A 24369-nucleotide genomic window follows, 5' to 3' on the forward strand; every position below is an offset into this window, starting at 1 on the left:
TACAGTGTTACAGCTCCGGACAGCACTCAGCGGCGGCGGGGGCGGAAGCTCCGCAGCAGGCGCCGCAGCTGCCTGCCGGCCCGCGGGTCCTCGGCGTAGCTGGCCATCTCAAATGCGGAGGTGATCTTGTCTGCCATGGGCCCGAGCCCCGGTTCCTCAGCCGCCACCCGGCGGGCGAAGTCCCGCGGTGCTTCTCCGCAACGCCGCCCTATGCCCGCCCGGGCCAGGCGGCGGCAGAAGTTCCGGTAGAGGCGCTGCGCCTCCGGCAGCTTTTGCTCCCGCCCGGTGCTCCAAATCCACAACAGCAGAATGCTCAGGGCCACCGCGGCGGGTATCGCCAACAGCAGTGCCAGCCGGGCCGGGGAGATTTCTCCCAGTATACGCTGCAACAGCGTTCTCTGTCTGTCGCTGTCGAAGCTGATCACCGTCTGGTACCAGCGGTAGTTGAGCATGTCCCATTCCAGGCGCAATCGATGCAGCAGGGCGATGCGGTGCAGTGGCAAGAGCGCATCGCGCATAAACTCATCCGCCGCCGCCCTCTGCAGCCCATCGCGAATCCGCTCCGGCGATACCGCCGCGGTGGGGTCCACCCGCTGCCAGCCCCGTGCGGGAATCCAGATTTCAGCCCAGGCGTGTGCATCATAGTCCCGCACCAACAGGTACTCCTGCCGCGCCACCCATTCGCCGCCCTGATAACCGGCTACCACACGCGCCGGTATCCCCGCCGCACGCATCATAAACACATAACTGCCGGCAAAGTGCTCGCAGAAACCCTGTCTGCTATCAAACAGAAACTCATCCACACTGTCTGCGCCCAGGGCCGGCGGCTGCAGTGTGTAGATAAAGCTGCGGGTGAATAAATCCAGTATCTGCTGCGAGACCTGTTGTGGGGACAGGTTTTTTTCGCGCAGTTGCGCCGCCCAGGCCCGTGCGCGCGGATTCCCACCGCGGGGCAATTGCAGGTTGCGCCGCCGGTCTGTGGTATTCAGCACTTCCTGCACCGGCAGCGTAGACCGCGGCCAGGAGCGCACCTGATAGGCAAAGCGGCTGTAGACCGGCGTCGATTTTACCAGTCGGTCGTCGCGGGTTTCACCGACCCCCCCGGTATCCGAATGCGGCCGCGCCAGCGCGAAAAGCCAGGGTTTGTGGGTCGGCTCCTGGATCACCTGGTAGCGGTAGCGCGGCCCGACCGCCGGCAATTGCGAAGCCGTCGGGCGCGGTTGGCCCCACCCCCTGTCACCGCTGCCAAAGCCGGGATAGCGGCCCCAGCTGCGGCCGTCGAAGCGGGACAAAACCAGACCCCGCCAGTAGCGCTGTTCCGGCGGCGGCACCGGGCCGTCGAAACTAATCCGCAGCGCCGGCTCGTCGGACTTGGACAGCCGGGAAAAATCCCCGGGGGTCATCGAATCACTGATGCCGGTGGTGGCCTCCCCGCTGTCCTGCGGCACTGCCCACAGGGGCCCCAGCCGCGGAATCACCACGAACAGCACCAGCATCAGTGGCACCGATTGCGCCAACAGGGCTGCCGCCAGTCCCAGCGCCCGCCGCGGCCGGGCACTGTGGCGGCCACACTGGGCCGCCAGTGCCGCAGTCACCACCAGGATGCTCAGCACACCGTAAACCGCAACCGGGATCGACTGGTCGAAAATAAACAGCGTCGCGGCGACAAAATAAGACAGCAGCAGGCTCAGAAAAGCATCCCGCCTGGATACCAACTCGAGATTTTTCAGGGTCAGGGCAATGGCTAGCAGCGCGACCATGGGCTCCAGTGCGAACCAGTGCCGATAGGACGACAGCAGCCCCACTGCCACTATCCCCACCGCCATGTACTTGGCCAGACGTCCCGGCAACTCACGGCGTCCGCGGTAGGCATCCAGCCGCCACAATACCGCCAGCACCCAGGCCGCCACCAGCCAGCCCGGCAGGCGCAGGAAGTGTGGCGTCAGCACCGCCAGTTGCGCGGCAAATATCCACAGCAGGCTCTCCCGCGGCAACAAGCTCTCTATCTGATTCACCTGGGGCCCCGCACCGGAAACAGGGCCAGCGCCGTGAGCACCCGCTGCTGGTGCTCCACACCCAGCCCCGGCTCGATTTTTCCACCGGGCAGGCGCAGCCCGTAGGCCTTGTTCTCCCGCTCGGCCTGGAGCGCCCAGTGGCACAGGTTACTGAGGCGCGTCTCCACATCGCGCCCGGCCAGTTGATCCCAATCCAGCCACAGGCGCGGATCGGCGCTGCTGTGATACTCCTTGCTGTGCAGTTCGCGCCCGCCCGCATACTGCTTCCACGCCACCTGCCGCAGAGAGTCTCCCGGGCGGTAGCTTTTGAGTCCGGCGAAATCGTCGCCGTCCCGGCGCTGCCTGTGTATGGCTTCGCCCTCGCCTTCCACCCCACTGTCCGGCAAGGGCCCGGCACTCTTGGGTTGCGGGTAAACCAGGAACTCCACGTCAAGGTCGACGCGACTCCAGCAGCGAAACAGCCCCAGGGGAAAACGGCTCTGGATATAGAGTCGCGGTGGCCGCACCCGGCCGCGCCCGCTGACCGGCAACGTGACCAGAGCCTCTTCCCCTTCCTCCGTCATCAAATCCAGCCGCAGCGCCTGCTGCCCTGGCCAGTATATTTCCACCCCCTCCCGGGAGCGCCCTCCCCGGCCCGACACGGCGATCCGCAGCGCGGCAAAATCCCCACTAAAGGCGGGCGGGCTATCGAGTCGCTGCAGGCGGGTACCGGACAGGTTGCCGAATGTATGGAGAGGCAGCAGCACCAGCAGGCTCAGTAGCAGCAGAGCCAGCGCAAGTACCAGGTTGTTTTCGTAGTTGGTCCCCAGCAGCCACAATAGGGCGATCAACAGCAGTGTCGCCAGGCCCGCGCGGGTGGGCAGGATAAACAGTTTGCGGTGATCCAGGGTAACGCTTGGGGCCGCGGGTGCGCGCCGGTTGATCCACCGCTGCATGGCGGACTGCCAGTGCCGCACGGAGGAAACGGCGTCGTCCCTGGGTGAGGTCATCGGGCCGGGCTCAGGCGGCGATGATATCGACCTGGTGCAGCAGGCGCTCCACCAGCTGACCGCCGTCACCACTGTCGCCGGCGAGGCGGTGGCCGGCAACCGCCGGCAGTACCGCCTGGATATCCTCCGGCACCAGGTGAGCGCGGCCATGGATGAGCGCCCAGGCCCGGGCGGCGTGCAATACCGCCAAAGCGCCGCGGGGCGAGAGGCCGACGGCGCATTCCGCACTGTGACGGGTGTGAGACACCAACCGCTGCAGGTAGTCCAATAAACTCTCCGAGGCCTTCACCTGGCCCACCAGTGCCTGCAGCCGCACCAAACCACCGGCATCGATCCGCGGCTGCAACTGCGCCAGTTGGGCGCGGGGATCGACTCCCTGAAACAGGGCCCGCTCCGCCTCCCGGGTGGGGTAGCCGAGACTCACGCGCATCAGGAAGCGGTCCAGCTGCGATTCAGGCAGCGAAAAGGTACCGGACTGGTAAATGGGGTTTTGGGTGGCGATGACGAAGAAGGGTTCCGGCAGCGAATGGGTCTCTCCGTCGATGCTGACCTGGCGCTCCTCCATCGCCTCCAGCAGTGCGCTCTGGGTTTTCGGCGAGGCGCGGTTGATTTCATCCGCCAGCAACAGCTGGCTGAAAACAGGGCCGGGGTGAAAACGGAAGCTGCCGGAGTCCCGCTGGAAAATCGACACGCCCAAAATATCCGCCGGCAGCATGTCGCTGGTGAACTGCACCCTTTTGTAGGACAGGCCCAGCACTCGCGCCAGGGCGTGTGCCAGGGTGGTCTTGCCCATGCCGGGGAGGTCCTCGATCAACAGGTGGCCACGGGCGAGCAGGCAGGCCAGAGCCAGTTTCACCTGATGTTCCTTGCCCAGCAGTACCTTGCCCGTGTCAGCGATGATGGCGGAGATGATTTTTTGCATGTCGGTCCCGTTGTCACAGCCGCCACACCCCGGAAACTAGCCTCCGGATAGCGGGCGGGCTGAATTCTTGTTATTAATCATAGGCGGCCGGGGGGCGCCGCTTCACGGGCCAATTCCGCCGCCATCAGCTCTGGTTTCAACTGGCGGCGGGATACTTCTTCCCGTCAGTCCAAAGTGGACAGGCCCTGCGCCAGGTCGCGCTGCAGATCCTCGACAGTTTCCAGCCCCACGGAAACCCTAATAAGGTTTTCCGCGATGCCTGCCCGCGCCTTTTCCTCTTCACTGAGACGTCCATGGGTCGTGGTCGCTGGGTGCACAATGGTGCTCTTGGCGTCCCCCAGATTGGCGGTCAGGGAAAAAATTTTGCAGGCGTCGATAAGCTGCCACGCCTGCTGTCTGCCGCCCTCCACCGCAAAACTGAGCACACCGCCGAAAGCCGTCATCTGCTCTGCTGCCAACCGGTGACCCGGATGTCCCGGCAGACCCGTATAGTAGACCCGCGCCACCGATGGCTGCTTTTCCAGCCATTGCGCCAGCACCAGTGCATTGCGCGAATGGGCCTCCATGCGCAACCGCAGGGTTTCCAGTCCCTTGAGAAAGACCCAGGCGTTAAACGGGCTCATGGTCGGTCCCGCGGTGCGCAAAAACACCACCAGTTCATCGATGAACTCCCGCCTGCCGACCACTGCACCACCCACGCAACGGCCCTGGCCGTCGAGGTACTTGGTAGCCGAGTGCACCACGAAGTCGGCTCCCAGTGTCAGGGGGCGCTGCAGTGCGGGCGTGCAGAAACAATTGTCCACCGCCAGCATGGCGCCAGCGCTATGGGCCAGGTCCGCCAGTTTGCGGATGTCGGCCACTTCACACAGCGGATTGGAAGGGGTCTCCATAAACAGCAACTTGGTATCGCCGTCCAGGGCATCCCGCCAGGCCGACATATCGGTGAGGTCCACGAAGGCGACACGCACACCAAATTTTTTCAGATAGCGGCTAAAGAGTGCGGTGGTGGTGCCAAAAACACTGCGCGAGCAGATAACCTTGTCGCCACTCTGCAGCAGCGCCATGCACAGGCTGAGAATCGCGGCCATACCGCTGGAAGTGGCCACTGCGGCCTCGCCCTGCTCCAGTGCTGCGATACGCTGCTCGAACATCCGCACCGTCGGGTTGGTGTAGCGGGAATAGACGTTACCCGGGTTGTCGCCGGAAAATCGCGCGGCGGCCTCCGCCGCCGAGGGAAACACATAGCTGGAGGTGAGGTACATGGCTTCCGCGTGCTCCCCCTCCCCGGAGCGCGACTGGCCGGCGCGCACCGCCAGGGTTTCGAGTCCATAGCCTTCGTCTTCGAACATAGACGCCTTCCCGGATCGCGTGTAAAGAGGCTTTGCCGCTACCATCGCGGCACAGAGAAATCTATTGTAAACAAAGTTGCGGCAATGGCACTTAAAATATCCGCACAGGCGGAGACTGAAGGTACCCTGAGCGAGCCGCAGTGGTGGAGCCGCCAACAAAAAACCCGCGAACTTGCGCGCGCGGGCTCTTTAGTTTTGGCCTGTGTCCCCGACAGTCGACTACATAGAGTTTTGGCTGCCCTTTTCACTCTTGGCACTGTCATTGCGCGCCGCGTGCAGCCGCTCCAGGTACTCCTCATCCACATCGCCGGTCACGTATTGGCCGTCAAAAACAGAACATTCGAACTGCTCGATGGTCTCATTGCCCTCGGCGGAAGATTCTACCAGGTCGCCCAGTTCCTGATAAATCAGCCAGTCAGCACCTATTTCCGCACAGACCTCATCGGTGGTGCGGCCGTGGGCCACCAATTCATCTGCCGACGGCATATCGATGCCATAGACGTTGGGGTATTTCACCGCCGGCGCCGCCGACGCAAAGTAGACTTTGGCCGCTCCCGCCTCGCGGGCCATTTGAATAATCTGCTTGCTGGTGGTGCCGCGCACTATGGAGTCGTCCACCAGCAAAACATTCTTGCCACGGAACTCCAGTTCAATGGCGTTGAGTTTCTGACGCACGGATTTCTTGCGCTGTTTCTGGCCCGGCATGATAAAAGTGCGCCCGATATAGCGGTTCTTCACCATGCCCTCACGGAACTTGACCCCCAGCCTGTAGGCGACGGTCTGGCCCGCGGTACGGGAAGAGTCGGGGATAGGGATCACCACGTCGATATCGTGATCCGGGCGCTCCCGCAGAATTTTTTCCGCCAGGTGCTCGCCCTGGCGCAGGCGCGCCTTGTGCACCGAAACCCCGTCCATGATCGAGTCCGGCCGTGCAAAATAGACATGTTCGAAGATACAGGGGTTCAGGGACGGGTTCTCGGCACACTGCTCGGAGTGCACAGTGCCATCCAGTTCGATGTAAATCGCTTCTCCCGGTGCCACGTCGCGCACCAGAGTGTAACCCAGCACGTCCAGAGCCACTGACTCGGAAGCGACCATATATTCGCTGCCGCGGTCGGTCTCGCGCTTGCCGTATACCAGGGGGCGGATACCGTGCGGGTCGCGAAAGGCGACTATGCCATATCCGACGATCAGCGCGACGCAGGCGTAGCCACCCCGCACACGCTGGTGCACAGCCCTGGTGGCAGCGAAAATATCCGCGGCCTTGGGCTGCAGCTTGTGCAGTTTGTGCAGCTCGTGGGCAAATACGTTCAGCAACACCTCGGAATCGGAATCCGTATTGATATGCCGCAGGTCCTGCAGATAGATTTCCTCCACCACTTCGCGCAAGTTGGTCAGGTTACCATTGTGCGCCATGGCAATGCCGTAGGGGGAATTTACGTAAAAAGGCTGTGCCAGTGCGGGGCCGGAGCTGCCGGCGGTGGGATACCGCACATGCCCTATGCCGAAGTTGCCGGTCAGGCGCTGCATATGCCTGGCCCGAAAAACATCGCGCACCAGGCCATTGGCTTTCTGCTGCTTGAGCTGATCCTTGTCGCAGGTGACGATACCGGCGGCATCCTGGCCCCGATGCTGCAACAGAGTGAGCGCATCGTACAGCTGCAGATTAACGTCACTTTTACCGACAATGCCGACAATACCACACATAATCCGAGTCCTACTGATCTAGCGGCAACCCCTGGTGGATGCCCCGGTTAAAACAATTGAACGAAAAAGCCCTTGAGCGCCGCCGCCAGCACCCGGGCGCGGTCCTCAAACTCCAAAAAGTGGGGAATCAGGGCCGAGTCGCGCCACCAGCCATCCTGCTGCACGGGGATCAGCGCCGGAGCCAGTATCAGTAGTGCCAGCACCACAATACCGCCCCGCACTATGCCAAATACGGTGCCCAGGACGCGATCGGTGCCGGAGAGTCCGGTTGCCTCGACGAATGCCGACAGGGTCATTCTGAGACCGGCGCCCGCCAGCAGAGTGAAGACAAACAGGATGGCAAAGGCCGCGATGACCTGTACGGACGGGGTGTCCACCAGGCCGGAAAGCAGAGGGGCCAGCTGGTCGCGGAACATCATTGCGATGACGAAGGCCGCCACCCAGGTCACCATTGAGAGGGTCTCGTTGACGAAACCCCGACTGAGACCGATCAGCGTGGATATGGCCACGATTGCCAGAATGGTCCAGTCAGCCCAGTTCATTCAACCCTGCCCACCTCGGCGACCGCTGTGAAGAGTGCGCATTCTAACTTAACGGGCTGGGTGCGTGAAGCACAGTGCGAGCGGGACATTGGCCCGGCCGTTGACCGGCGGGCCAGTGGCCCAGCATAGGCTCAAGCACAATTGGGCTTAGGCACAGATTTCTAGCCGGGGCACCAGGCGGGCAACCGGCGTCAGGACCTGAAGCGCAGTACCAGAGTCTGGATATCCAACAGCTGATCCAGTTCCTGCTTGACCAACTGGGCATCCGCCCGGTTTAGTTTGGGGCCCACGAACACCCGTACAAAGCGCCCTCGGGCGGTCGTCACCGGTCGGGTATAGGCTTTGTAGCCCTCATCCATCAGGCGGCCGCGCAACTGCTCTGCGCGGCCCTGGTCGCGGTAGGAGGCCACCTGCACCACCCAGGCCTGTGGCAGGCCATCGGCATCCAGTAAGGAGGGGGTTTCTTTTTCCGCAGCGGACTCATCCCCAGCGGTTTGCCGCTGCCCGTCCCCCGCAAGGGTACTCTCTTGCTCCCCGCGGCTGGACTCGCCGTCGGGGCTGTCCACCGCGGGGCCCGGCTGAAAGACCTGCTCCGGTTCCGGTGTCGGCACAGCATCGGCCACGGGCACCGGGTCGGCAATGGCGATCGGTTGAATCTCCGGAGCTGGCGGTATCTGGCTGGTGGCGTCGACATAGCGGGCGCCTTCGCGGTCGAACAGGCTGGGAAGAAAGATCACCCCCAGTGCCACCAGCACCAGGGCACCGACCAGGCGCTGCTTAAAGCCATCGCTCAATCTCCCGGTGGACACCGGGTCACTACCCCGACTCGCCATCACTCCTATCCCGTAAATATTGCAGAACCCCGGCCACGGTAAAGAAAGAACCGAAGACAAGCAACCTGTCCCGCTCGCCGAGGGCGCTCAGAGCCAGTTCAAACCCCTCCGCCACCGGCTCGCAGCGCGGCTCAATAGCCTGCGCGGTTATACCCACCCCTTCCAGCGCGGTTCTCAGTTCAGTACAGCCGGCGGCGCGGTCGTTCTCCGGCAGCAGCGCCAGCTGCCACCTGTCCACCAGCGGTGCCAGTGGCGCGACCAGCCCAGGCAGGTCCTTGTCGGCCATCGCCGCCAGCAGTGCATGATTTGTCCCCTCCACAGGATTCGCTGCCAGCCAGCCGGCCAGATATTGCGCGGCGGCCGGATTGTGTCCCACATCCAATAGCAGCGAGTGCCCGCGCCAGTGGAGCTGCTGGCAGCGCCCGGGCAGCCAGATTCCCCGCAGTACCGACTCCAGACTGCACGCGGGAAGGCCGTCCAGCAGCGCCACACCGGTTATAGCGGCGGCGATACTGTTGGGCGGCAAGCTGATCGGGGGGATCTCGACGCGCAGGTCACCAAACCGGTAGCTGCCGTCGCTGAGGGCGAAATCTCGATTGATGAAGTAGCTGCGCGCCCCCTGGCTGGAGGCCGAGGACACCACCGACAGGGGTGGCTCCGGATCGGCGCAGACAAACGGACTCGCCGGCCGCAGTATACCCGCCTTCTCCCGGCCTATGGCTTCGCGGTCGCTACCCAGCCAGGCTTCGTGATCCACCGCCACACTGGTGATAATGGCCAGGTCTGCATCCACCAGGTTCACCGCATCCAGACGCCCGCCCAGTCCCACCTCCAACAGGGCATACTCGACCCCGGCGCGCTGGAACAGCCACAGGGCAGCGAGGGTGGAGAACTCAAAATAGGTCAGGCTGATTTCACCCCGCACCCGCTCCACCGCTTCGAACGCCTGCACCAGGGCGACATCGTCCACCTCCCGCCCGTCTATGCGCACCCGCTCGTTGAAGCGCAGTAAATGGGGTGACGTATAGGCAGCCACCCGGTGCCCGCCGGCACACAGCAGCGCTTCCATAACGGCGACACAGGAGCCCTTGCCGTTGGTACCGCCCACAGTGATAACCCTTGGTGCGGGCTTCTGCACCCCCAGCCGGCGCGCCACCTCCGCGACCCGCGACAGTCCAAGTTCTATCTCTACCGGGTGCAACTGTTCCAGCCGTTCGAGCCAGGTCTGCAGCTCACTCATGGCTTACTCCAGAAGTCGACATAAAAGGGGAAAACCACCGCGATTGTTGATGGTGTCGGTGGCTATTGCAATGGTTATTGCGCGAATCGACGGCGAGTGAAAAGCCCCGGGCACCAAAGCCCGGTATCGCCCTGGCGCCGCCCAGGGACGGGATTTCAATCCCGAAACAGTTTGCCCAGCAGGCGCGCCACAGTTGCGCGCATTTCGCCGCGCGGGATGATCATATCGATAGCGCCGTGCTCCAGCAGAAATTCACTGCGCTGGAAGCCTTTGGGCAGTTTCTGGCGAATCGTCTGCTCGATGATATTGGGGCCGGCAAATCCAGCCCGCGCGCCCGGTTCGGCAGCATTGATATCACCCAGCAATGCCAGCGACGCAGAAACACCACCGTAGACCGGATCGGTCATCACCGAGATATAGGGCACACCGGCGGTTTTCATTTTCTCCAGCACCGCGGACGTCTTGGCCATCTGCATCAGGGAGATCAGTGCCTCCTGCATCCGCGCGCCTCCGGTAGCGGAAAAACAGACCAGGGGCATTCTCTCCTCCAGCGCCAGCTGCGCCGCGCGGGTAAAGCGCTCGCCCACCACATAGCCCATGGAACCGCCGTGAAACGCAAATTCGAACGCCACCGCCACCAGTGGTCTGCCTTCCAGAGTACCGCGCATGGCTACCAGCGCGTCCTTTTCGCCAGTGGCTTTCTGCGCCTGAGTCAGGCGGTCCTTGTATTTCTTCACATCCTTGAATTTCAGCCGGTCCACCGGCAGGACGTCGGTGGCCAGTTCCTCCCGCCCCTCCGGGTCCAGAAAGATATCCAGCCGGCGGCGGGCACCAATTCGCATATGGTGATCGCACTTGGGGCACACATCCAGGTTGCGCTCCAATTCCGGGCGGTACAGCATCGCATCGCACTTGACGCACTTCTTCCAGACCCCTTCCGGCACTTTGCTGGCACCGGCGCGACGCTCAGTGCGAATGACCGCGGGAACAATTTTTTCTAACCAGCTCATATTGTTTGCAAATCCCGATGCTTGGCAGGGCCAGTGGCGACTACTGACCTTTGGCGTTGAGGTTGAGCATTAAAACACTAGTGTTCGCCGGAAACCCGGCGGGTTCGGCCGCCAATTTAGGCTTTCTGGCCAGGTGCGCCCAGCGATGGACGCTCAATGGTCGAGCCCTGCGCGTATTTCGCTGACGAGTTCCGCCACGGCCTGACGCGCTGCGTCTGCGGTCGCGGATTCACCCACCGCCGCTACCAGCACACTGCCCACCACGGCGCCATCGCCGTGTTCGCTCACCAGGCGTGCGGAGGCCCCACCCTTGATTCCAAAGCCCACACACAGTGGCAAATCGGTAAAGCGGCGGATCTGGTGCAGCTTCTCACCAACGGAGACCGGGTCCAGATTGCCGGCGCCGGTGACACCCTTAAGGGAAACATAGTAGACAAAACCACTGGCCAGCCCGCAGATAGTGCGCATACGCTCTTCGCTGGTGGTGGGCGTCAGTAAAAAGATATTGCGCAGGCCGCGCTCTTTCAGCAGTTCGTTGAGCGGCCCCGCCTCCTCCGCCGGCAGATCCACCGTCAAGGCGCCATCCACACCAGCGGCCTGCGCCGTCTCGGCAAAGCTCTGCGCCCCCATTTTCTCGATGGGGTTGGCGTAGCCCATCAATATCACCGGTGTATCGCTGTCTCCCTGGCGAAACTCCCGCACCATTTGCAGGCATCTGCGCAGCGAAGTGCCCTGGGCCAGCGCCCGCTCGTGGCCCCTCTGAATGACCGGGCCCTCGGCCATGGGGTCGGAAAAAGGCACCCCCAGCTCAATCAGGTCACTGCCACTGGCCACCAGCTGGTGCATCAGGGGCACTGTATGGTCCACACCGCCGTCTCCGGCAACGATATAGGTGACCAGCGCCTTGCGTCCCTGGGCGCGCAGGGCGGCAAAGCGTCGGTCAATACGGTTTTGCATTTCCTCACTCACCGGCATCACTCCTAGACTTCGATGCCATCAATGGCGGCAACGGTAAAAATATCCTTGTCCCCACGACCGGAGAGGTTGATCACGATATTCTGCTCCGGCGAAAGGCCGGCGGCCAGCCTGAGGCCATAGGCCACAGCATGACTCGACTCCAGCGCCGGCAGAATACCCTCTTTCCGCGTCAGCAGACGAAAGGCGCTGAGCGCTTCCGCATCGTCCGCCACCACATAATCGACACGGCCGATATCCTTCAACCAGGCGTGTTCCGGACCCACACCGGGATAGTCCAGGCCAGCCGACACCGAATGGGTCTCGATAATCTGACCGTCCTCGTCCTCCATCAGATAGGTGCGGTTGCCGTGCAGTATTCCGGGCACACCATCGTTGAGCGGGGCCGCGTGGCGACCGCTGGCAAGGCCCTCTCCACCCGCCTCGACGCCGAACATTTTTACCGCGGCATCGTCGAGAAAGGGGTGAAAGAGACCTATGGCGTTGGACCCGCCACCGACGCAGGCCACCAGCGCATCCGGCAGACGGCCAAACTGCTCGAGGCTTTGGCGGCGCGCCTCGCGGCCTATGACTGAATTGAAATCCCGCACCAGCTGTGGGTAGGGATGGGGGCCAGCCACGGTGCCGATAATGTAAAAGGTGTCATCGACATTGGTCACCCAATCGCGCATGGCCTCGTTCATGGCATCCTTGAGGGTTTTGGAACCGGACTGCACCGGAACCACCTCAGCTCCCAGAAGCTTCATCCGGTACACGTTTGGCGACTGGCGCCTGACGTCCTCGGCACCCATATAGACGACGCACTCCAACCCCAGCCGTGCCGCCACCGTTGCCGTCGCCACTCCGTGCTGGCCGGCGCCGGTCTCCGCGATCACCCGGCGCTTGCCACTGTGCTTGGCCAGCAGCGCCTGCCCCACTGTGTTGTTAACCTTGTGCGCACCCGTGTGGTTGAGATCCTCCCGCTTCAGCCAGATGCGCGCACCGCCCGCTTCGGCGGTGAGCCGCTCCGCCAGATACAGGGGAGAGGGGCGGCCGACATAATGGGCCAGGTCGCGATCGAAGGCGGCGCGGAACTCCGGGTCGTCCCTGAGACTGAAATACATCGCCTGGAGCTGGTCCAGGGCATCCACCAGTGTTTCCGATACGAAGCGGCCGCCATAGGGGCCAAAATGGCCTTCGGCATCCGGAAAGGCTGAATAATTCATCGTATTTCGATCGTTCAATGCTCTATGTCCTTCACGCTATCACCCTTCTCCCTGCCGATTAGGGGCACTTCAATTGTAACTGTGCGCCGGGGTTTCAAACCCGGCACCTGGCGGCACGTATAAATTCGGCAACCTTGCGCTCGTCTTTGCACCCCGGCGAGGCCTCCACGCCGCCACTCACATCCACTGCCTGTGGTCGCGCTATCGCAATCGCTTGCGCCACATTTTCCGGACTCAGGCCGCCGGCCAGAATAATCTGCCGGCCGCTGTCCCGGGGTACCCTCTGCCAGTCGAAGGTCTCACCGGTACCTCCGGGCACTCCCGGCCTGAAGGCATCCAGCAGAAGACCCCGCGCCTGGGGATACCGCGCCATGGTGCCGGCGACGTCCAGGTCCTCCTTCATACGCAGCGCCTTGATATAGGGACGCCCGAACTGCTGGCAATAGTCTGCGGACTCAGCGCCGTGAAACTGCAACAGATTCAAGGGCACCCGATCCAGGACCTCTCTTACCTGCGCCGCATCCGCGTCGACAAACAGTCCCACCAGGGTGACAAAGGGCGGCACCGCTGCCGCAATCTCGGCGGCCCTGTCTATAGAGACACAGCGCGGACTGTGCGGATAGAACACCATTCCCAGAGCATCCGCACCCAGTGTCACAGCCATAATGGCGTCCTCTGGCCGGGTGATGCCACAGATTTTTACTTGCATGGACACTGGTCGCCGAATGGCGCTTAAAAAAAGTAGCTGGCGATACTACCAGATCCGCACAGGTGGCGGAATCCAGCGGCCCGGGAGCCCCGCCCTCTGGCAGCTTGTACAAAACAACCGGAAAGGGGTCAGCTGCGTAAATCCGGGTCAGTCTAGCGACAGTTCTCCCAGGGGCAAGGGTACCAGCAGGGGCCCGGGTGCCCGCCGGGGCAAGGGGAATTCCTCCGGGTATTCGACCTCCACCAGATAGAGACCAAAGGGGGGTGCGGTAACATCCGCCCTGGTGCGGTCCCGGGCAGCCAACACCTCGGCTATCCACTCCGGTGCCCGCTCTCGCCGCCCCACCGACATCAGCGCCCCGGTGATGTTGCGCACCATATGGTGCAAAAAAGCGTTGGCTCTGACTTCCAGCACAATCAGCGGACCCAGTTGGGCAATATCGAGCCGGGTGATTTCCCGCACCGGATTCCTGGCCTGGCACTGGCTGGCGCGAAAACTCGTGAAATCATGGCATCCCAGCAGGTGCGCGGCACCCCTACGCATGGCTCCCAGGTCCAGCGGGTGCCGGGTCCAGGTCACCTCGGCTGAACTGAGCGCCGAGCGCACCGGCGCACTGTGTATCAGGTAGCGATAACTGCGGGCGGTGGCGGAAAAACGCGCATGGAACTGCGGGGCCACTTCCGTCGCCCAGCCTACCCGCACCTCGTCCGGCAGCAGGGTGTTCACACCCTGCACCCAGGCCCGTAGCGGGCGCTGCGCGCTGGTGTCAAAATGCACCACCTGGTTGGTGGCATGCACGCCCGCATCGGTGCGCCCGGCGCACACCACGGCTGTGGGCATTGCTGCTATGGAGGACAGGGCCTTTTCCAGAAATGCCTGTACGGTGCGCGACGCGGACCGCTGCTTCTGGAACCCATGTAGACGGGCACCGCAGTACTCCACGCCCAAAGCATAGCGCCGCACCCCCGGCGGCAGTTGCTCGCCCGGCGGCACTTCACCGTTGGGTTTGTAATGGTACTGGCTGGCCATTTCCTGCGCGGCTCCCCGCTGTGCGCGGCAACGTCTGTCGACGGTGCCTGAAAATAAAAAACCCCGCCGTTTAGGCGAGGTCTCTCTGGGTGCCGAAGCGGGCGATTACGCCAAACGCTCCAGCATCTCCCGGGCCTGTGTCTGCTGATCTCCCGAAGCCTCTTCCACCACTTCAGCAAGTATATCCCTGGCTCCGTCTTTATCACCCATATCCAGGTAGGCCTGTGCCAGCTCCAGTTTGGTACCCACCTCGTCACCGCCATCCAGCAGGTTAAGCTCCGAGTCCAGGTCTCCCTCGAGATCGAAACCCAAGTCGCCCAGATCCGCGCCCAGGTCCTCTGCGGGCGCCTCCTGTGCCGAACTGTCCTGCACCGGCTGGGCCGCTTCCGCGCGGGTCTCGGGTGCCACGGCCAGATCGCCGTCCTGGGGCAGGTCTGCGGCTATGTCGTCGAGGTTGATGGAGTCCAGATCGAGATCCAGTTCCCCGTCCAACTCCACGCCAAAAGTCTCCAACTCTTCCGTTGTCTCATCCGCTTCCTGTGGTGCCGGGTCCACTGCGGTATCGGGGGTGAAATCCCCATCCAGGTCCAGAGTCGGCATCTCCCCACTGCCGGACTCAATTGCTTCCCCCCCCTCTATGGGCGACAGGTCCAGGTCAAAGTCCAAACCACTGTCCGCATCCCCCTGGTGCAATATCTCCGTCGCGCCGCCGGCGGGCTCTGACTCCAGCCCCTCATTCCCTTCCAGATCCAGTCCCCCGGGAATCAGGTCGTCCAGATTGAACTCCTCCGCGGAGGCAAGCTGCTGCTCATCGGTATCGTCAATACTGCCACCGACGTCGGATTCGAGTCCCAGGTCGAGAGAGAACTCTTCCTCGCCGGCGGGATCCTGTGCCGGCCGACTCTCATCGGGAATATCCGCCATCAGATCATCCAGCAGGGATGACCCCTCATCTGCTTCCACCGGGGCCACATCCTCACCCAGGGAGGCACTGATATCATCGAGCTGGGCGGCCTCCAGGGACTCGCTGGACAAATCCATTGCCGGCGCTTCGAACGGTGGCGCCCCGGCGATGCCTTCGCGCAGGTGCGCGGCCCTGTCTGCGGCCGGACCATCGCTCACCGCCAGCAGCTCGCGATAGTGGCTGTCGAATTTATCCAGATCCTGCGCATTGGCATAGACTTCCAACAACATCAGCCGCGCGTCTATATTCTGGGGAGACTGCTCGAGGCCAGCCAGGAGCTTGTTTTCCGCTTCCCGATACTGTCCCAGGGACAAATGGATCTCCGCCTCGGCGATAGGATCGTCGGTACCGATACCCCCCAGGTCATCCATTTCCAGGTCACTGGCGGCTTCGAAGGATTCCACTGCCGCCAGGTTTTCATCCCGATCATCCGCTGAAGGTGCATCCGCCAGCGCCCGCTCGGCGGCCATCTCCGCTTCGATCTCGCGCATGGCTTTCTCTTCTTCACGGCGACGGCGCCAGCTGAAGAAACCGAACAGGCCCGCCAGCAGAATGGCCGCTCCGATTCCGATCAGGCGCATATGTTGCGCGGCCCAATCCAGCAGCGTCGGCTCGGGTTTCGTCTGCACGCTGACAACACGGTTGCGGTCGATATTTTCAACCGGCTCCTCTATCGCAGGCACTTCCTCCGTTGCGGTCGGCATCTCGGCCTCGTCCGCCTCCTGCACAGGCACTTCCCCGGTATCTGCGCCCGGGGACTCCTCCTCAACGGCATTACTCTGCTCTGCCGCGGTCTGAATGGCCTGCATTTCCTCATTGGAAACTTCAACCATCCGCTCCATGGTGTCGATCTGCTCGTCCAGCTCGGAAATCCGCTCCTGCAGCTCCGCATTTTCCAGCCGCTGCTTGTCGAGTTCCTCTTCCGCGACTGCCAACTCTCCGGACAGCGCCTCGCTGTCTTCGGCACCGCTACCGGAACCGGACAGCACCGATTCATTGTCTCCCGGTGCGGCCAGGCTCACGCGCCCCTCCAGCGTATCGCTGGAAGCGGTTTCCCCCACCACCGCACGCCCGTCGAGCGGGGCACCGGTCGCGACTTCGCCACCGACGCCACGGCCGCGCCAGGAATCATTCTGCACCGCCACCTGGGCGATGGCCTGGGTGCGCGTCAGGTTGCGAATGTCATCGGCACTGGGCAGGCGCAGCACCACGCCGCGCTTGAGCAAATTGATATTGTTGTCGATAAATGCTTCCGGATTCAGGCGCTGAATCGCCAGCATGGTCTGCTGCACCGACAGGCGCCGGTCCGGGCGGCTGTCCAGCGCTATCTGCCACAAAGTCTGGTTGGCCACCACCGGACCGTATACCTGGCTGCTGCCGGCCTGCCCACCGGGCGACAGCTCCAGCGGCTCGTCCGCCGGTGGCTGTTCTTCAGCCCGCGGTTCCGCCGCGGGCTCCGGAGCGGGAACACTTTCCACTACCGGTTCCGCCGTCTGAGGGGCGGGGGATGTCTGCACCGAGGGCCGCGCCGGTTCGCGGCGTACCTGCTGGCGCTCGCGCGGAGCGGCGCGCACAGGATCCGGTGCCGCCTTTTCGGCAAAAGCCGGCAAATCCATCAACAGGGTATATTCCCGCAGCAGACGGCCACTGGGCCAGCGGGTTTCCACCAGGAAATTCAGGAAGGGCTCGCGGATGGGTTCATGGCTGGAAATACGGATTTTCGGCTGCGCGGAGGAAAAGTCCACATCGAAATCCAGTTCCGTCAGCAAATAAGATCTGTCGACCCCGGCCCGCTCAAAGTCCTCCGGGCTGGCGAGACGCACCTTGATCTCACCATCCGAAAGTCCACGGGTCTGGAGTAGATTGATTTCCGCCTCCAGTGGCTGGTTGAGTGTCGAGTTCAGCTTGATCTCACCGAGACCCAGCGCCAGAGCGCCATTGCCAACCAGCGCGCTGACCAGACCTACAGCAAGTGCCAGCTTTCGCACACGCATATCCGATTCCCTTTATTGTTAGAACCATCCGGGTTTTCGCAAAGTGCGCCTTAGAAAACCCCTTGACTGTACAGTAAACGTCCAATGGGGGCTTTGCCGCAAATTCAATACCGCTCCACTGGCGTACCAATCGCCTCCCCAAGCGGTACTGAAAGTTAATAACACACCTTCACTATGGCCGCTAAGTATTAATTATCAATGGTTTTTTAGCAACAAGTGCACAATCTGCACACAATTCATAGCCAAATCTTTGCGCAAATTGTCCGAAGCCGTACAAAAATCAAACTGACCGGGGTTCAACAGGCTCGTCCGCAAACGTCCAATCAGGGTCGTATCACGGCCTACCGCCTCCGCCGCCGACGGCCGCTCGACCATTTCCAACCGCGCGCCATTACCCAGCAGTCTGCGCAACTGTTCCAGGTCTGTCGGGGTTTGCAGTAGGACACGCACATTGGCTAGTTGGCCGTGAAACACCGAGGCTGTGTTAACTGTGGCGTCGACCGCAATCTCGTCCCCCAGCAGGCGCTGCAGATCGTGCACCAGTGACAGCTCCGTTAGGTTGTGGCCACTGGGTAGCGGCGGCTCACTGGAACTCAGGATATTAAACGCCAGTCGCTGGCCAATTTCCGGGTCCACTTCCACATCCTGCGCATTGAACATCTGTGCAGTCTGCGCCGCCATGGCATCCACCGCCGCTTTACCCAGCGCTGACACCGGCTGGTTGAGCGTTACTTCCGCCGATTTCAGCAGACTGCGCAAAGGCAGCAATGCCTCCACCACCATGGCCGCACCCGCCACCGGCAACACCAGCAGGCGGCGCTCGGCGACGGCAATGTCCGCGGTATTTACCAGCGGGTGCACCAGCAAGGCCGTCTCGTCACCGCGGGCATTGCCCGCCGCATCCAGTATCCAGGCCCCGGCCTGTTCCGCCGCGGCCATGGCCGCCTGGGCCTCCGGGCCGCTCTTTAGCAGCACAACTATCTGTCCTGGCGCAAAAGCGAACGCCTCCAGTGACTGGGCCGCGATGGAGCGATTGGCAAATACCTGGGGATCCGCTTCACAGTCCTCCGCCTCCAATAGGCACAACTGTCCCGGCTTGACCGTCTTGCGCTCTTCCAATAGCTCCAACAGGGGTGAAATGACGGCGTTGTTGACTCCCACAACCACCAGTTCGCGCTCTGATTCCGACATACCCGATCACTTATCCAATTGCAGCTGTAAAAAAACCGGCCGATTATACCTGCCTGTATAGCCGCCGCGACCCACCGCAGCAACTATTTAATAAGTTCCCGGGTCAGTCGGGTACAGGGATATGCCGCCGCCGGGCAGGGGGCGGTACTTCGATCGATAAGGGGTCACCCATCGGATTGCCGGGTTATTGGGAATGGGTTTTTAGTAATCTGACAGGGCTGCTTAAAGTCTACCCAGCAGAATCAGCAGCGCGCGGCGCAAGGGTTCCGCAGCGCCCCACAATAACTGATCGCCGACGCTGAAGGCATTCAGGTATTCGGCCCCCATATTCAACTTGCGCAGGCGCCCCACAGGGACTTCGAGCCCACCGGTCACCGCAGTTGGACTAAGTTGCGCCAGTGTGGCTTCGCGCTCATTGGGCACCACTTTCACCCAATCATTGGCACCGGCGATCAGCTGTGTCAGGTCCGCCAGTGGCAGATTCCGCTTGAGCTTGATGGTAAACCCCTGGCTGTGGCAGCGCATGGCCCCAATGCGCACACAGGTACCATCCACCGGCACTGTTTCGCCCGTGTCGAGGATCTTGTTGGCCTCCACCTGCGCCTTCCACTCCTCGCGGCTCTGACCGCCCTCCATGTGGCGATCAATCCAGGGCAGCAGGCTGCCTGCCAGCGGCGCCCCGAACTCGGCGATGGGGAAGCTGGGTGCCCGCATGGCGGCGGCCACCTTGCGGTCCATATCCAGTATCGCGCTGGCGGGATCGGCCAGTTCGGTGGCGACGCCATCGCGAATCGCACCCATCTGGGTGATCAGCTCGCGCATGTTTCTGGCCCCGGCCCCACTGGCGGCCTGGTAAGTCATGGCGCTTACCCATTCCACCAGCCCCGCCTTGAAGAGGCCGCCGAGGCCCATCAACATCAGGCTTACGGTGCAGTTGCCACCGATAAAGTTTTTGATCCCGGCGTCTATACCCCGGTCGATCACCGCGCGATTGACCGGGTCCAGCACGATAATGGCATCATCCTGCATGCGCAGGGTGGAGGCGGCGTCGATCCAGAAACCGTCCCAGCCCCTGGCGCGCAGCTGTGGAAACACCCGCTGGGTGTAGTCGCCGCCCTGGCAGCTGACGATGGCATCCTGCTGCGCCAGAAGGTCGATATCGTAGGCGTCCCCCAGGGGCGCCGATTCACGCCCCACGTCGGGCGCTTCACCGCCGGCATTGGAGGTGGAGAAGAACAACGGCTCCGCGATATGGGCGAAATCATTTTCCTCCCGCATGCGCCCCATCAACACGGAGCCCACCATGCCGCGCCAGCCGATAAACCCAATTTTGTTCATTTCAACAACCTGTTAAGTGCCGCGGGCGGCCTGAATTACTAAATTTTGGGGTCACAAGGCGTTCACCACGGCTGCACCCATCTCCGCGGTAGTAACTTTCCTGCATCCCTGGGTAAATATATCCGCAGTGCGCAGCCCCTCATCCAGCACCTTGTGCACTGCCTGCTCAATAAGGTCGGCGGCCCCGTCCATATCCAGTGAATAGCGCAACATCATGGCTGCGGACAGGATGGTCGCGAGCGGGTTGGCAACGCCCTGCCCGGCAATATCCGGCGCTGAACCGTGACAGGGCTCATAGAGACCGAAACCGGTTTCATTCAGGGAAGCAGACGGCAGCATACCGATGGAGCCAGTGAGCATGGCGGCCGCATCGGACAGAATGTCGCCGAACATATTCCCGGTAACCATCACGTCGAACTGCTTCGGTGCGCGTACCAGTTGCATGGCGGCATTGTCCACATACATATGGGACAGCTCCACATCCGGGTACTCGGGCGCGAGTCGCTCGACAACTTCGCGCCACAACACCGTCACCTCCAGCACATTGGCTTTATCCACGGAACAGAGTCGGCCGCGGCGCTTTCGCGCCGCTTCGAACGCCGTGCGGGCGATACGTTCAATTTCGTACTCGCTGTACACGTAAGTGTTGTAACCCTGCTGCTCACCGTTGGCCAGCACGCGAATGCCCCGCGGCTCACCGAAATAAATACCTCCGGTAAGTTCGCGCACTATGAGAATATCCAGGCCGGATACTACCTCCGCTTTCAGTGACGAAGCGTCTGCCAGCTGTGGATAGAGAATGGCCGGGCGCAGGTTGGCATAGAGACCCAGGCGACTGCGGATTTTCAGCAGTCCCTTCTCCGGCCTTATGCCCCGATCCAGCTGGTCCCACTTGGGGCCACCGACAGCGCCGAGCAATACCGCATCACACTGGCCAGCCGCTTCCAGGGTCTCCTCGGTCAAAGGCTCGCCACTGGCATCAATGGCAGCACCCCCTATGTCACCCTCCACAAAATCTAGCCCGAGACCGGTTTTTTTGTCAGCGGCCCCCAGAACCGCTTTGGCCTGGGCGACGATTTCCGGGCCTATGCCATCGCCCGGCAGGATCATAATTTTCTTACTCACGACAGATTCCTCAGTTCCATGGTAAACCGGCGTTACCGGACCGCATCGAATAGCCAGGGTGCCCGCTGGCGACGCTGTTGCTCGTAGGCGCGAATATCATCCGCATCCTCCAGTGTCAGCCCAATATCGTCGAAACCGTTCAGCAGACAGTGTTTGCGAAAACTGTCCACCTGGAAGGAAATGGGGACACCGTCCGGCTTCACTACCTGCTGCTGTTCCAGATCGATGGTGAGCTGGTAACCTTCCCGGGCGAGGGTCTCTTCAAACAACTGATCCACGATCGACTCGTCGAGCACTATGGGCAAAAGACCGTTCTTAAAACAGTTGTTGAAAAAAATATCGGCAAAGCTCGGAGCTATGACGGCGCGAAAGCCGTGGTCGTCCAGCGCCCAGGGAGCGTGTTCGCGGCTGGAGCCACAGCCGAAGTTCTCTCGTGCCAGCAGCACCGAAGCCCCCTGATAGCGCGCCTGGTTGAGCGCAAAATCCGGATTCAGCGGACGCTTGGAATGATCCTGGCCCGGCTGGCCTTCATCCAGGTAGCGCAGTTCGTCGAACAAGTTGGGGCCGAAGCCGGTGCGCTTGATGGATTTCAGAAACTGCTTGGGAATAATCAGGTCGGTATCCACATTGGCCCTGTCCATGGGTGCCACCAAACCCTTGTGCTGAGTAAAAGCTTTCATTGCCCGCCCTCCCGGTGCAAGTCCCGCACGTCGACAAAATAACCGTTAATCGCCGCGGCTGCGGCCATGGCCGGGCTCACCAGATGCGTGCGTCCACCGTAGCCCTGGCGCCCTTCGAAATTGCGGTTGGAGGTGGACGCACAGTGCTCTCCGGCCCCCAACTTGTCCGCATTCATCGCCAGACACATGGAACAGGAGGGCTCGCGCCACTCGAAACCGGCGTCGATAAAAACCCTGTGGAGACCTTCCGCTTCCGCCTGCACTTTCACCGCCTGGGAGCCAGGTACCACCAGCACCTGTTTGACCGTGTCCGCTTTTTTGTGGTCCCGGGCGATGTCCGCTGCTGCACGCAGATCCTCGATGCGAGAGTTGGTACAAGAGCCGATAAAAACGCGATCGAGCCGTATTTCGGTGATTTTCTGCCCGGCGCGCAGGCCCATATAGCCCAGCGCCCGCTCGATACCGGCGCGCCTTGTGGGATCGGATTCGGCGCCGGGATCCGGCACCTGGGCACTGACTGGCGCCACCATCTCCGGTGAAGTACCCCAGCTCACCTGCGGCTCAATTTCCTCACCGCGCAACGTCACTACCGCATCGAATACGGCATCCTCATCTGAGTGCAGATGACGCCAGGCCTCCACCGCCTGCTGCCACTGTTCACCCTGTGGCGCATAGGGCCGGCCCTTCACATAGTCCAGGGTCACCTGGTCCACCGCCACCATGCCCGCACGGGCACCCGCCTCTATCGCCATATTGCAGATAGTCATGCGCCCCTCCATGGACATGGAGCGGATCACCTCACCACCGAATTCGATGGCATAGCCGGTGCCTCCGGCGGTACCAATCTTGCCGATTATCGCCAGCACCACATCCTTTGCGGTAACGCCCGGGCGCAGCTTACCGTCCACGCGTACCAACATGTTTTTCATCTTTTTCTGGATAAGGCACTGGGTGGCCATGACATGCTCCACCTCGGAGGTGCCGATGCCGTGTGCCAGAGCCCCGAGGGCGCCGTGGGTGGAAGTGTGGGAATCACCGCAAACCACCGTCATCCCCGGCAGAGTTGCACCTGTCTCCGGGCCGATTACGTGCACTATGCCCTGCCCCGGTTCATTGATGCCAAATTGCACCACATCGAAGTCCCGGCAGTTCTCATCCAGTGTTTGCACCTGAATGCGCGCTATCTCATCGCGAATACCCGCAACCCCGCCAGCGCGCTCGGTTTTGTCGGAAGGCACATTGTGGTCGGGAGTCGCCACCAGCGAATCCCTGCGCCACAGATTGCGGCCCGCAAGCCGCAGGCCCTCGAAAGCCTGCGGCGAGGTCACTTCGTGAATCAAGTGGCGGTCTATATAAATCAGTGCGGTGCCGTCTTCGCGGCTCTTGACCAGATGGTCAAGCCAGAGCTTGTCGTAGAGTGTCTTTCCACCAGCAGTAGCGCCCATGGCCTTTTCTCCTCGGTTTTGGCTCGAGCCAGTCTAGCCATGCACGTTGCATAACATCAACTTATATTTATCATATAAACTAGTCCAACTGGGAATAGATCCCCCAGGCCAGTTCCCGCCGCGTAACAGGCTGAGGGAGCTGACTTCCCGGAGGAGAGTCCGAGTATGGAGATTCAGTGGCTAAAAGCCTTTCTCGCCATCGCCGAACAGGGTTCTGTATCGGATGCCGCCGCACACCTCCACCTCACGCAACCGGCGGTGAGCAAACGCTTGGCGGCACTGGAACAACAGTTGGATACCGCCCTGTTCGACCGCATAGGACGGCGCCTGCAACTCACGCAGGCGGGGCGTGTGCTGCTGCCCCGGGCACGGCATATTCTCAATGAGGTGAGCGATGCGGAGCGCGAACTCCACACCCTGGGCACTGAGGTCTCCGGCAGTCTACGCATCGCCACCAGCCACCACGTGGGCCTGCACCACCTGCCGCCAGTACTGAAGTCCTTCAGCAACCTCTATCCCAACGTGGCCCTGGACATCGATTTCGTCGATTCGGAACAGGCTTACGAAGCACTGGTAGCGGGCGAGTATGAACTTGGGGTGGTGACCCTGGCGCTGAAGGACTACCCGGGCCTGGAGGCCAGGGTTATCTGGCCGGACCCCTGTGTGGTAGTGGCGGCGCCGGACCACCCATTGGCACTGAAGCCGAAACTCCAACTCGCCGACCTCTCGGACTACCCGGCGATACTGCCGGACCTCAGTACCTATACCGGACGGCTGATCAAGCGGGCGTTCGATGCCCAGGGGCTGAAACTCACCGCCAAACTGGCCACTAATTTCCTCGAGACCATTAAAATGATGGCGGGTGTCGGACTGGGCTGGAGTGTATTGCCGCAAACCCTGGTGGACGAAAGCCTGGCGGTGCTGCCGGTTGAAAAACTCGAAGTCCTGCGCAATCTCGGTGTGATCCATCACCGCGCCCGCACGCTCAGCAATGCGGCCGGCGCCCTGCGACAACTGCTGCTCGAGGCAGCCCAACGGGAACAGGCTGAAAAGCCTGACAACCATCACAAAAATTAACCAAAGTGTACCGCCGGCACCGTTAGGCGG

20 protein-coding genes are annotated in these 24369 nt (G+C 62.0%); 1 reads left to right on the forward strand and 19 read right to left on the reverse strand.

The genetic code is table 11. From position 1 onward, the window contains the following. Positions 1-26 precede the first annotated feature (26 nt). The 19 genes from ABVT36_RS08400 to leuC form a co-directional block, all read right to left on the reverse strand. Entirely contained in the window at positions 27-2015 is a 1989-nt protein-coding gene (locus ABVT36_RS08400) for a DUF3488 and DUF4129 domain-containing transglutaminase family protein (protein WP_368456152.1), read from the reverse strand. After that, positions 2012-3004 (reverse strand): DUF58 domain-containing protein, encoded by a 993-nt coding sequence (locus ABVT36_RS08405; RefSeq protein ID WP_368456153.1) that lies wholly within the window; start codon positions 3002-3004, stop codon positions 2012-2014. The genes ABVT36_RS08400 and ABVT36_RS08405 overlap by 4 nt, the downstream gene beginning before the upstream one ends. A 10-nt stretch (positions 3005-3014) precedes the next feature. Then, positions 3015-3926, reverse strand: a complete 912-nt coding sequence (locus ABVT36_RS08410) for an AAA family ATPase (protein ID WP_368456154.1) — start codon at positions 3924-3926, stop codon at positions 3015-3017. A 164-nt stretch (positions 3927-4090) separates the two neighbouring features. Then, the gene (locus ABVT36_RS08415) at positions 4091-5275 is read right to left on the reverse strand and encodes an O-succinylhomoserine sulfhydrylase (RefSeq protein ID WP_368456155.1); all 1185 of its coding nucleotides are present in this window, start codon (positions 5273-5275) and stop codon (positions 4091-4093) included. A 219-nt stretch (positions 5276-5494) separates the two neighbouring features. Next, positions 5495-6982, reverse strand: a complete 1488-nt coding sequence (gene purF, locus ABVT36_RS08420) for an amidophosphoribosyltransferase (RefSeq protein WP_368456156.1) — start codon at positions 6980-6982, stop codon at positions 5495-5497. 47 nt (positions 6983-7029) lie between these two features. Next, complete coding sequence (locus ABVT36_RS08425; RefSeq protein ID WP_368456157.1) at positions 7030-7524, reverse strand: CvpA family protein; 495 nt, start codon at positions 7522-7524, stop codon at positions 7030-7032. Between the two features lie 191 nt (positions 7525-7715). Then, a complete protein-coding gene (locus tag ABVT36_RS08430) occupies positions 7716-8357 on the reverse strand; it encodes an SPOR domain-containing protein (RefSeq protein ID WP_368456158.1) in 642 nt (213 codons plus the stop codon). After that, positions 8341-9597 carry a bifunctional tetrahydrofolate synthase/dihydrofolate synthase gene (gene folC, locus ABVT36_RS08435; RefSeq protein ID WP_368456159.1) on the reverse strand — a complete coding sequence of 419 codons (1257 nt, stop codon included), beginning with the start codon at positions 9595-9597 and terminating at the stop codon, positions 8341-8343. Before folC ends, ABVT36_RS08430 begins: the two co-directional genes overlap by 17 nt. A 155-nt stretch (positions 9598-9752) precedes the next feature. Further along, entirely contained in the window at positions 9753-10607 is an 855-nt protein-coding gene (gene accD / locus ABVT36_RS08440) for an acetyl-CoA carboxylase, carboxyltransferase subunit beta (RefSeq protein ID WP_367149430.1), read from the reverse strand. A gap of 153 nt (positions 10608-10760) precedes the next feature. Then, positions 10761-11564: a tryptophan synthase subunit alpha gene (trpA, locus tag ABVT36_RS08445; RefSeq protein WP_368456222.1), complete on the reverse strand. Its 804-nt coding sequence runs from the start codon at positions 11562-11564 to the stop codon at positions 10761-10763. A 23-nt stretch (positions 11565-11587) separates the two neighbouring features. After that, entirely contained in the window at positions 11588-12787 is a 1200-nt protein-coding gene (gene trpB, locus ABVT36_RS08450) for a tryptophan synthase subunit beta (protein WP_368456160.1), read from the reverse strand. A gap of 94 nt (positions 12788-12881) precedes the next feature. Continuing rightward, positions 12882-13496 (reverse strand): phosphoribosylanthranilate isomerase, encoded by a 615-nt coding sequence (locus tag ABVT36_RS08455; protein ID WP_368456161.1) that lies wholly within the window; start codon positions 13494-13496, stop codon positions 12882-12884. A 147-nt stretch (positions 13497-13643) separates the two neighbouring features. Further along, positions 13644-14525 carry a tRNA pseudouridine(38-40) synthase TruA gene (gene truA, locus ABVT36_RS08460; RefSeq protein WP_368456162.1) on the reverse strand — a complete coding sequence of 294 codons (882 nt, stop codon included), beginning with the start codon at positions 14523-14525 and terminating at the stop codon, positions 13644-13646. A 105-nt stretch (positions 14526-14630) separates the two neighbouring features. Then, complete coding sequence (locus ABVT36_RS08465) at positions 14631-17483, reverse strand: FimV/HubP family polar landmark protein (protein WP_368456163.1); 2853 nt, start codon at positions 17481-17483, stop codon at positions 14631-14633. A gap of 195 nt (positions 17484-17678) precedes the next feature. Next, a complete protein-coding gene (locus ABVT36_RS08470; protein WP_368456165.1) occupies positions 17679-18674 on the reverse strand; it encodes an Asd/ArgC dimerization domain-containing protein in 996 nt (331 codons plus the stop codon). Between the two features lie 222 nt (positions 18675-18896). Continuing rightward, positions 18897-20012, reverse strand: coding sequence for an aspartate-semialdehyde dehydrogenase (gene asd / locus ABVT36_RS08475; protein WP_368456167.1), 1116 nt, complete (start codon positions 20010-20012; stop codon positions 18897-18899). 51 nt (positions 20013-20063) lie between these two features. Next, complete coding sequence (gene leuB, locus ABVT36_RS08480) at positions 20064-21137, reverse strand: 3-isopropylmalate dehydrogenase (protein ID WP_368456168.1); 1074 nt, start codon at positions 21135-21137, stop codon at positions 20064-20066. Between the two features lie 32 nt (positions 21138-21169). Beyond that, the gene (gene leuD, locus ABVT36_RS08485; RefSeq protein ID WP_368456169.1) at positions 21170-21817 is read right to left on the reverse strand and encodes a 3-isopropylmalate dehydratase small subunit; all 648 of its coding nucleotides are present in this window, start codon (positions 21815-21817) and stop codon (positions 21170-21172) included. Then, positions 21814-23262 carry a 3-isopropylmalate dehydratase large subunit gene (gene leuC, locus ABVT36_RS08490; protein ID WP_368456170.1) on the reverse strand — a complete coding sequence of 483 codons (1449 nt, stop codon included), beginning with the start codon at positions 23260-23262 and terminating at the stop codon, positions 21814-21816. Before leuC ends, leuD begins: the two co-directional genes overlap by 4 nt. 165 nt (positions 23263-23427) lie before the next feature. On the opposite strand from leuC, the gene ABVT36_RS08495 reads away from it, so the two are divergent. Beyond that, on the forward strand, positions 23428-24339 hold the full coding sequence (locus tag ABVT36_RS08495; protein ID WP_368456171.1) for a LysR family transcriptional regulator: 912 nt from the start codon (positions 23428-23430) through the stop codon (positions 24337-24339). The last annotated feature ends 30 nt before the right edge of the window (positions 24340-24369 follow it).

The sequence above is a fragment of the Microbulbifer sp. TYP-18 genome (genome assembly GCF_040932045.1).
Taxonomy (GTDB): domain Bacteria; phylum Pseudomonadota; class Gammaproteobacteria; order Pseudomonadales; family Cellvibrionaceae; genus Microbulbifer.

Bases quoted from the DNA above. Each gene is read 5' to 3' on its own strand.
- ABVT36_RS08405 (WP_368456153.1), bottom strand. From the start codon at position 3,004: ATGACCTCACCCAGGGACGACGCCGTTTCCTCCGTGCGGCACTGGCAG.
- ABVT36_RS08410 (WP_368456154.1), bottom strand. From the start codon at position 3,926: ATGCAAAAAATCATCTCCGCCATCATCGCTGACACGGGCAAGGTACTG.
- ABVT36_RS08415 (WP_368456155.1), bottom strand. From the start codon at position 5,275: ATGTTCGAAGACGAAGGCTATGGACTCGAAACCCTGGCGGTGCGCGCC.
- purF (WP_368456156.1), bottom strand. From the start codon at position 6,982: ATGTGTGGTATTGTCGGCATTGTCGGTAAAAGTGACGTTAATCTGCAG.
- ABVT36_RS08425 (WP_368456157.1), bottom strand. From the start codon at position 7,524: ATGAACTGGGCTGACTGGACCATTCTGGCAATCGTGGCCATATCCACG.
- ABVT36_RS08430 (WP_368456158.1), bottom strand. From the start codon at position 8,357: ATGGCGAGTCGGGGTAGTGACCCGGTGTCCACCGGGAGATTGAGCGAT.
- folC (WP_368456159.1), bottom strand. From the start codon at position 9,597: ATGAGTGAGCTGCAGACCTGGCTCGAACGGCTGGAACAGTTGCACCCG.
- accD (WP_367149430.1), bottom strand. From the start codon at position 10,607: ATGAGCTGGTTAGAAAAAATTGTTCCCGCGGTCATTCGCACTGAGCGT.
- trpA (WP_368456222.1), bottom strand. From the start codon at position 11,564: ATGCAAAACCGTATTGACCGACGCTTTGCCGCCCTGCGCGCCCAGGGA.
- trpB (WP_368456160.1), bottom strand. From the start codon at position 12,787: ATGAATTATTCAGCCTTTCCGGATGCCGAAGGCCATTTTGGCCCCTAT.
- ABVT36_RS08455 (WP_368456161.1), bottom strand. From the start codon at position 13,496: ATGCAAGTAAAAATCTGTGGCATCACCCGGCCAGAGGACGCCATTATG.
- truA (WP_368456162.1), bottom strand. From the start codon at position 14,525: ATGGCCAGCCAGTACCATTACAAACCCAACGGTGAAGTGCCGCCGGGC.
- ABVT36_RS08465 (WP_368456163.1), bottom strand. From the start codon at position 17,483: ATGCGTGTGCGAAAGCTGGCACTTGCTGTAGGTCTGGTCAGCGCGCTG.
- ABVT36_RS08470 (WP_368456165.1), bottom strand. From the start codon at position 18,674: ATGTCGGAATCAGAGCGCGAACTGGTGGTTGTGGGAGTCAACAACGCC.
- asd (WP_368456167.1), bottom strand. From the start codon at position 20,012: ATGAACAAAATTGGGTTTATCGGCTGGCGCGGCATGGTGGGCTCCGTG.
- leuD (WP_368456169.1), bottom strand. From the start codon at position 21,817: ATGAAAGCTTTTACTCAGCACAAGGGTTTGGTGGCACCCATGGACAGG.
- leuC (WP_368456170.1), bottom strand. From the start codon at position 23,262: ATGGGCGCTACTGCTGGTGGAAAGACACTCTACGACAAGCTCTGGCTT.
- ABVT36_RS08495 (WP_368456171.1), top strand. From the start codon at position 23,428: ATGGAGATTCAGTGGCTAAAAGCCTTTCTCGCCATCGCCGAACAGGGT.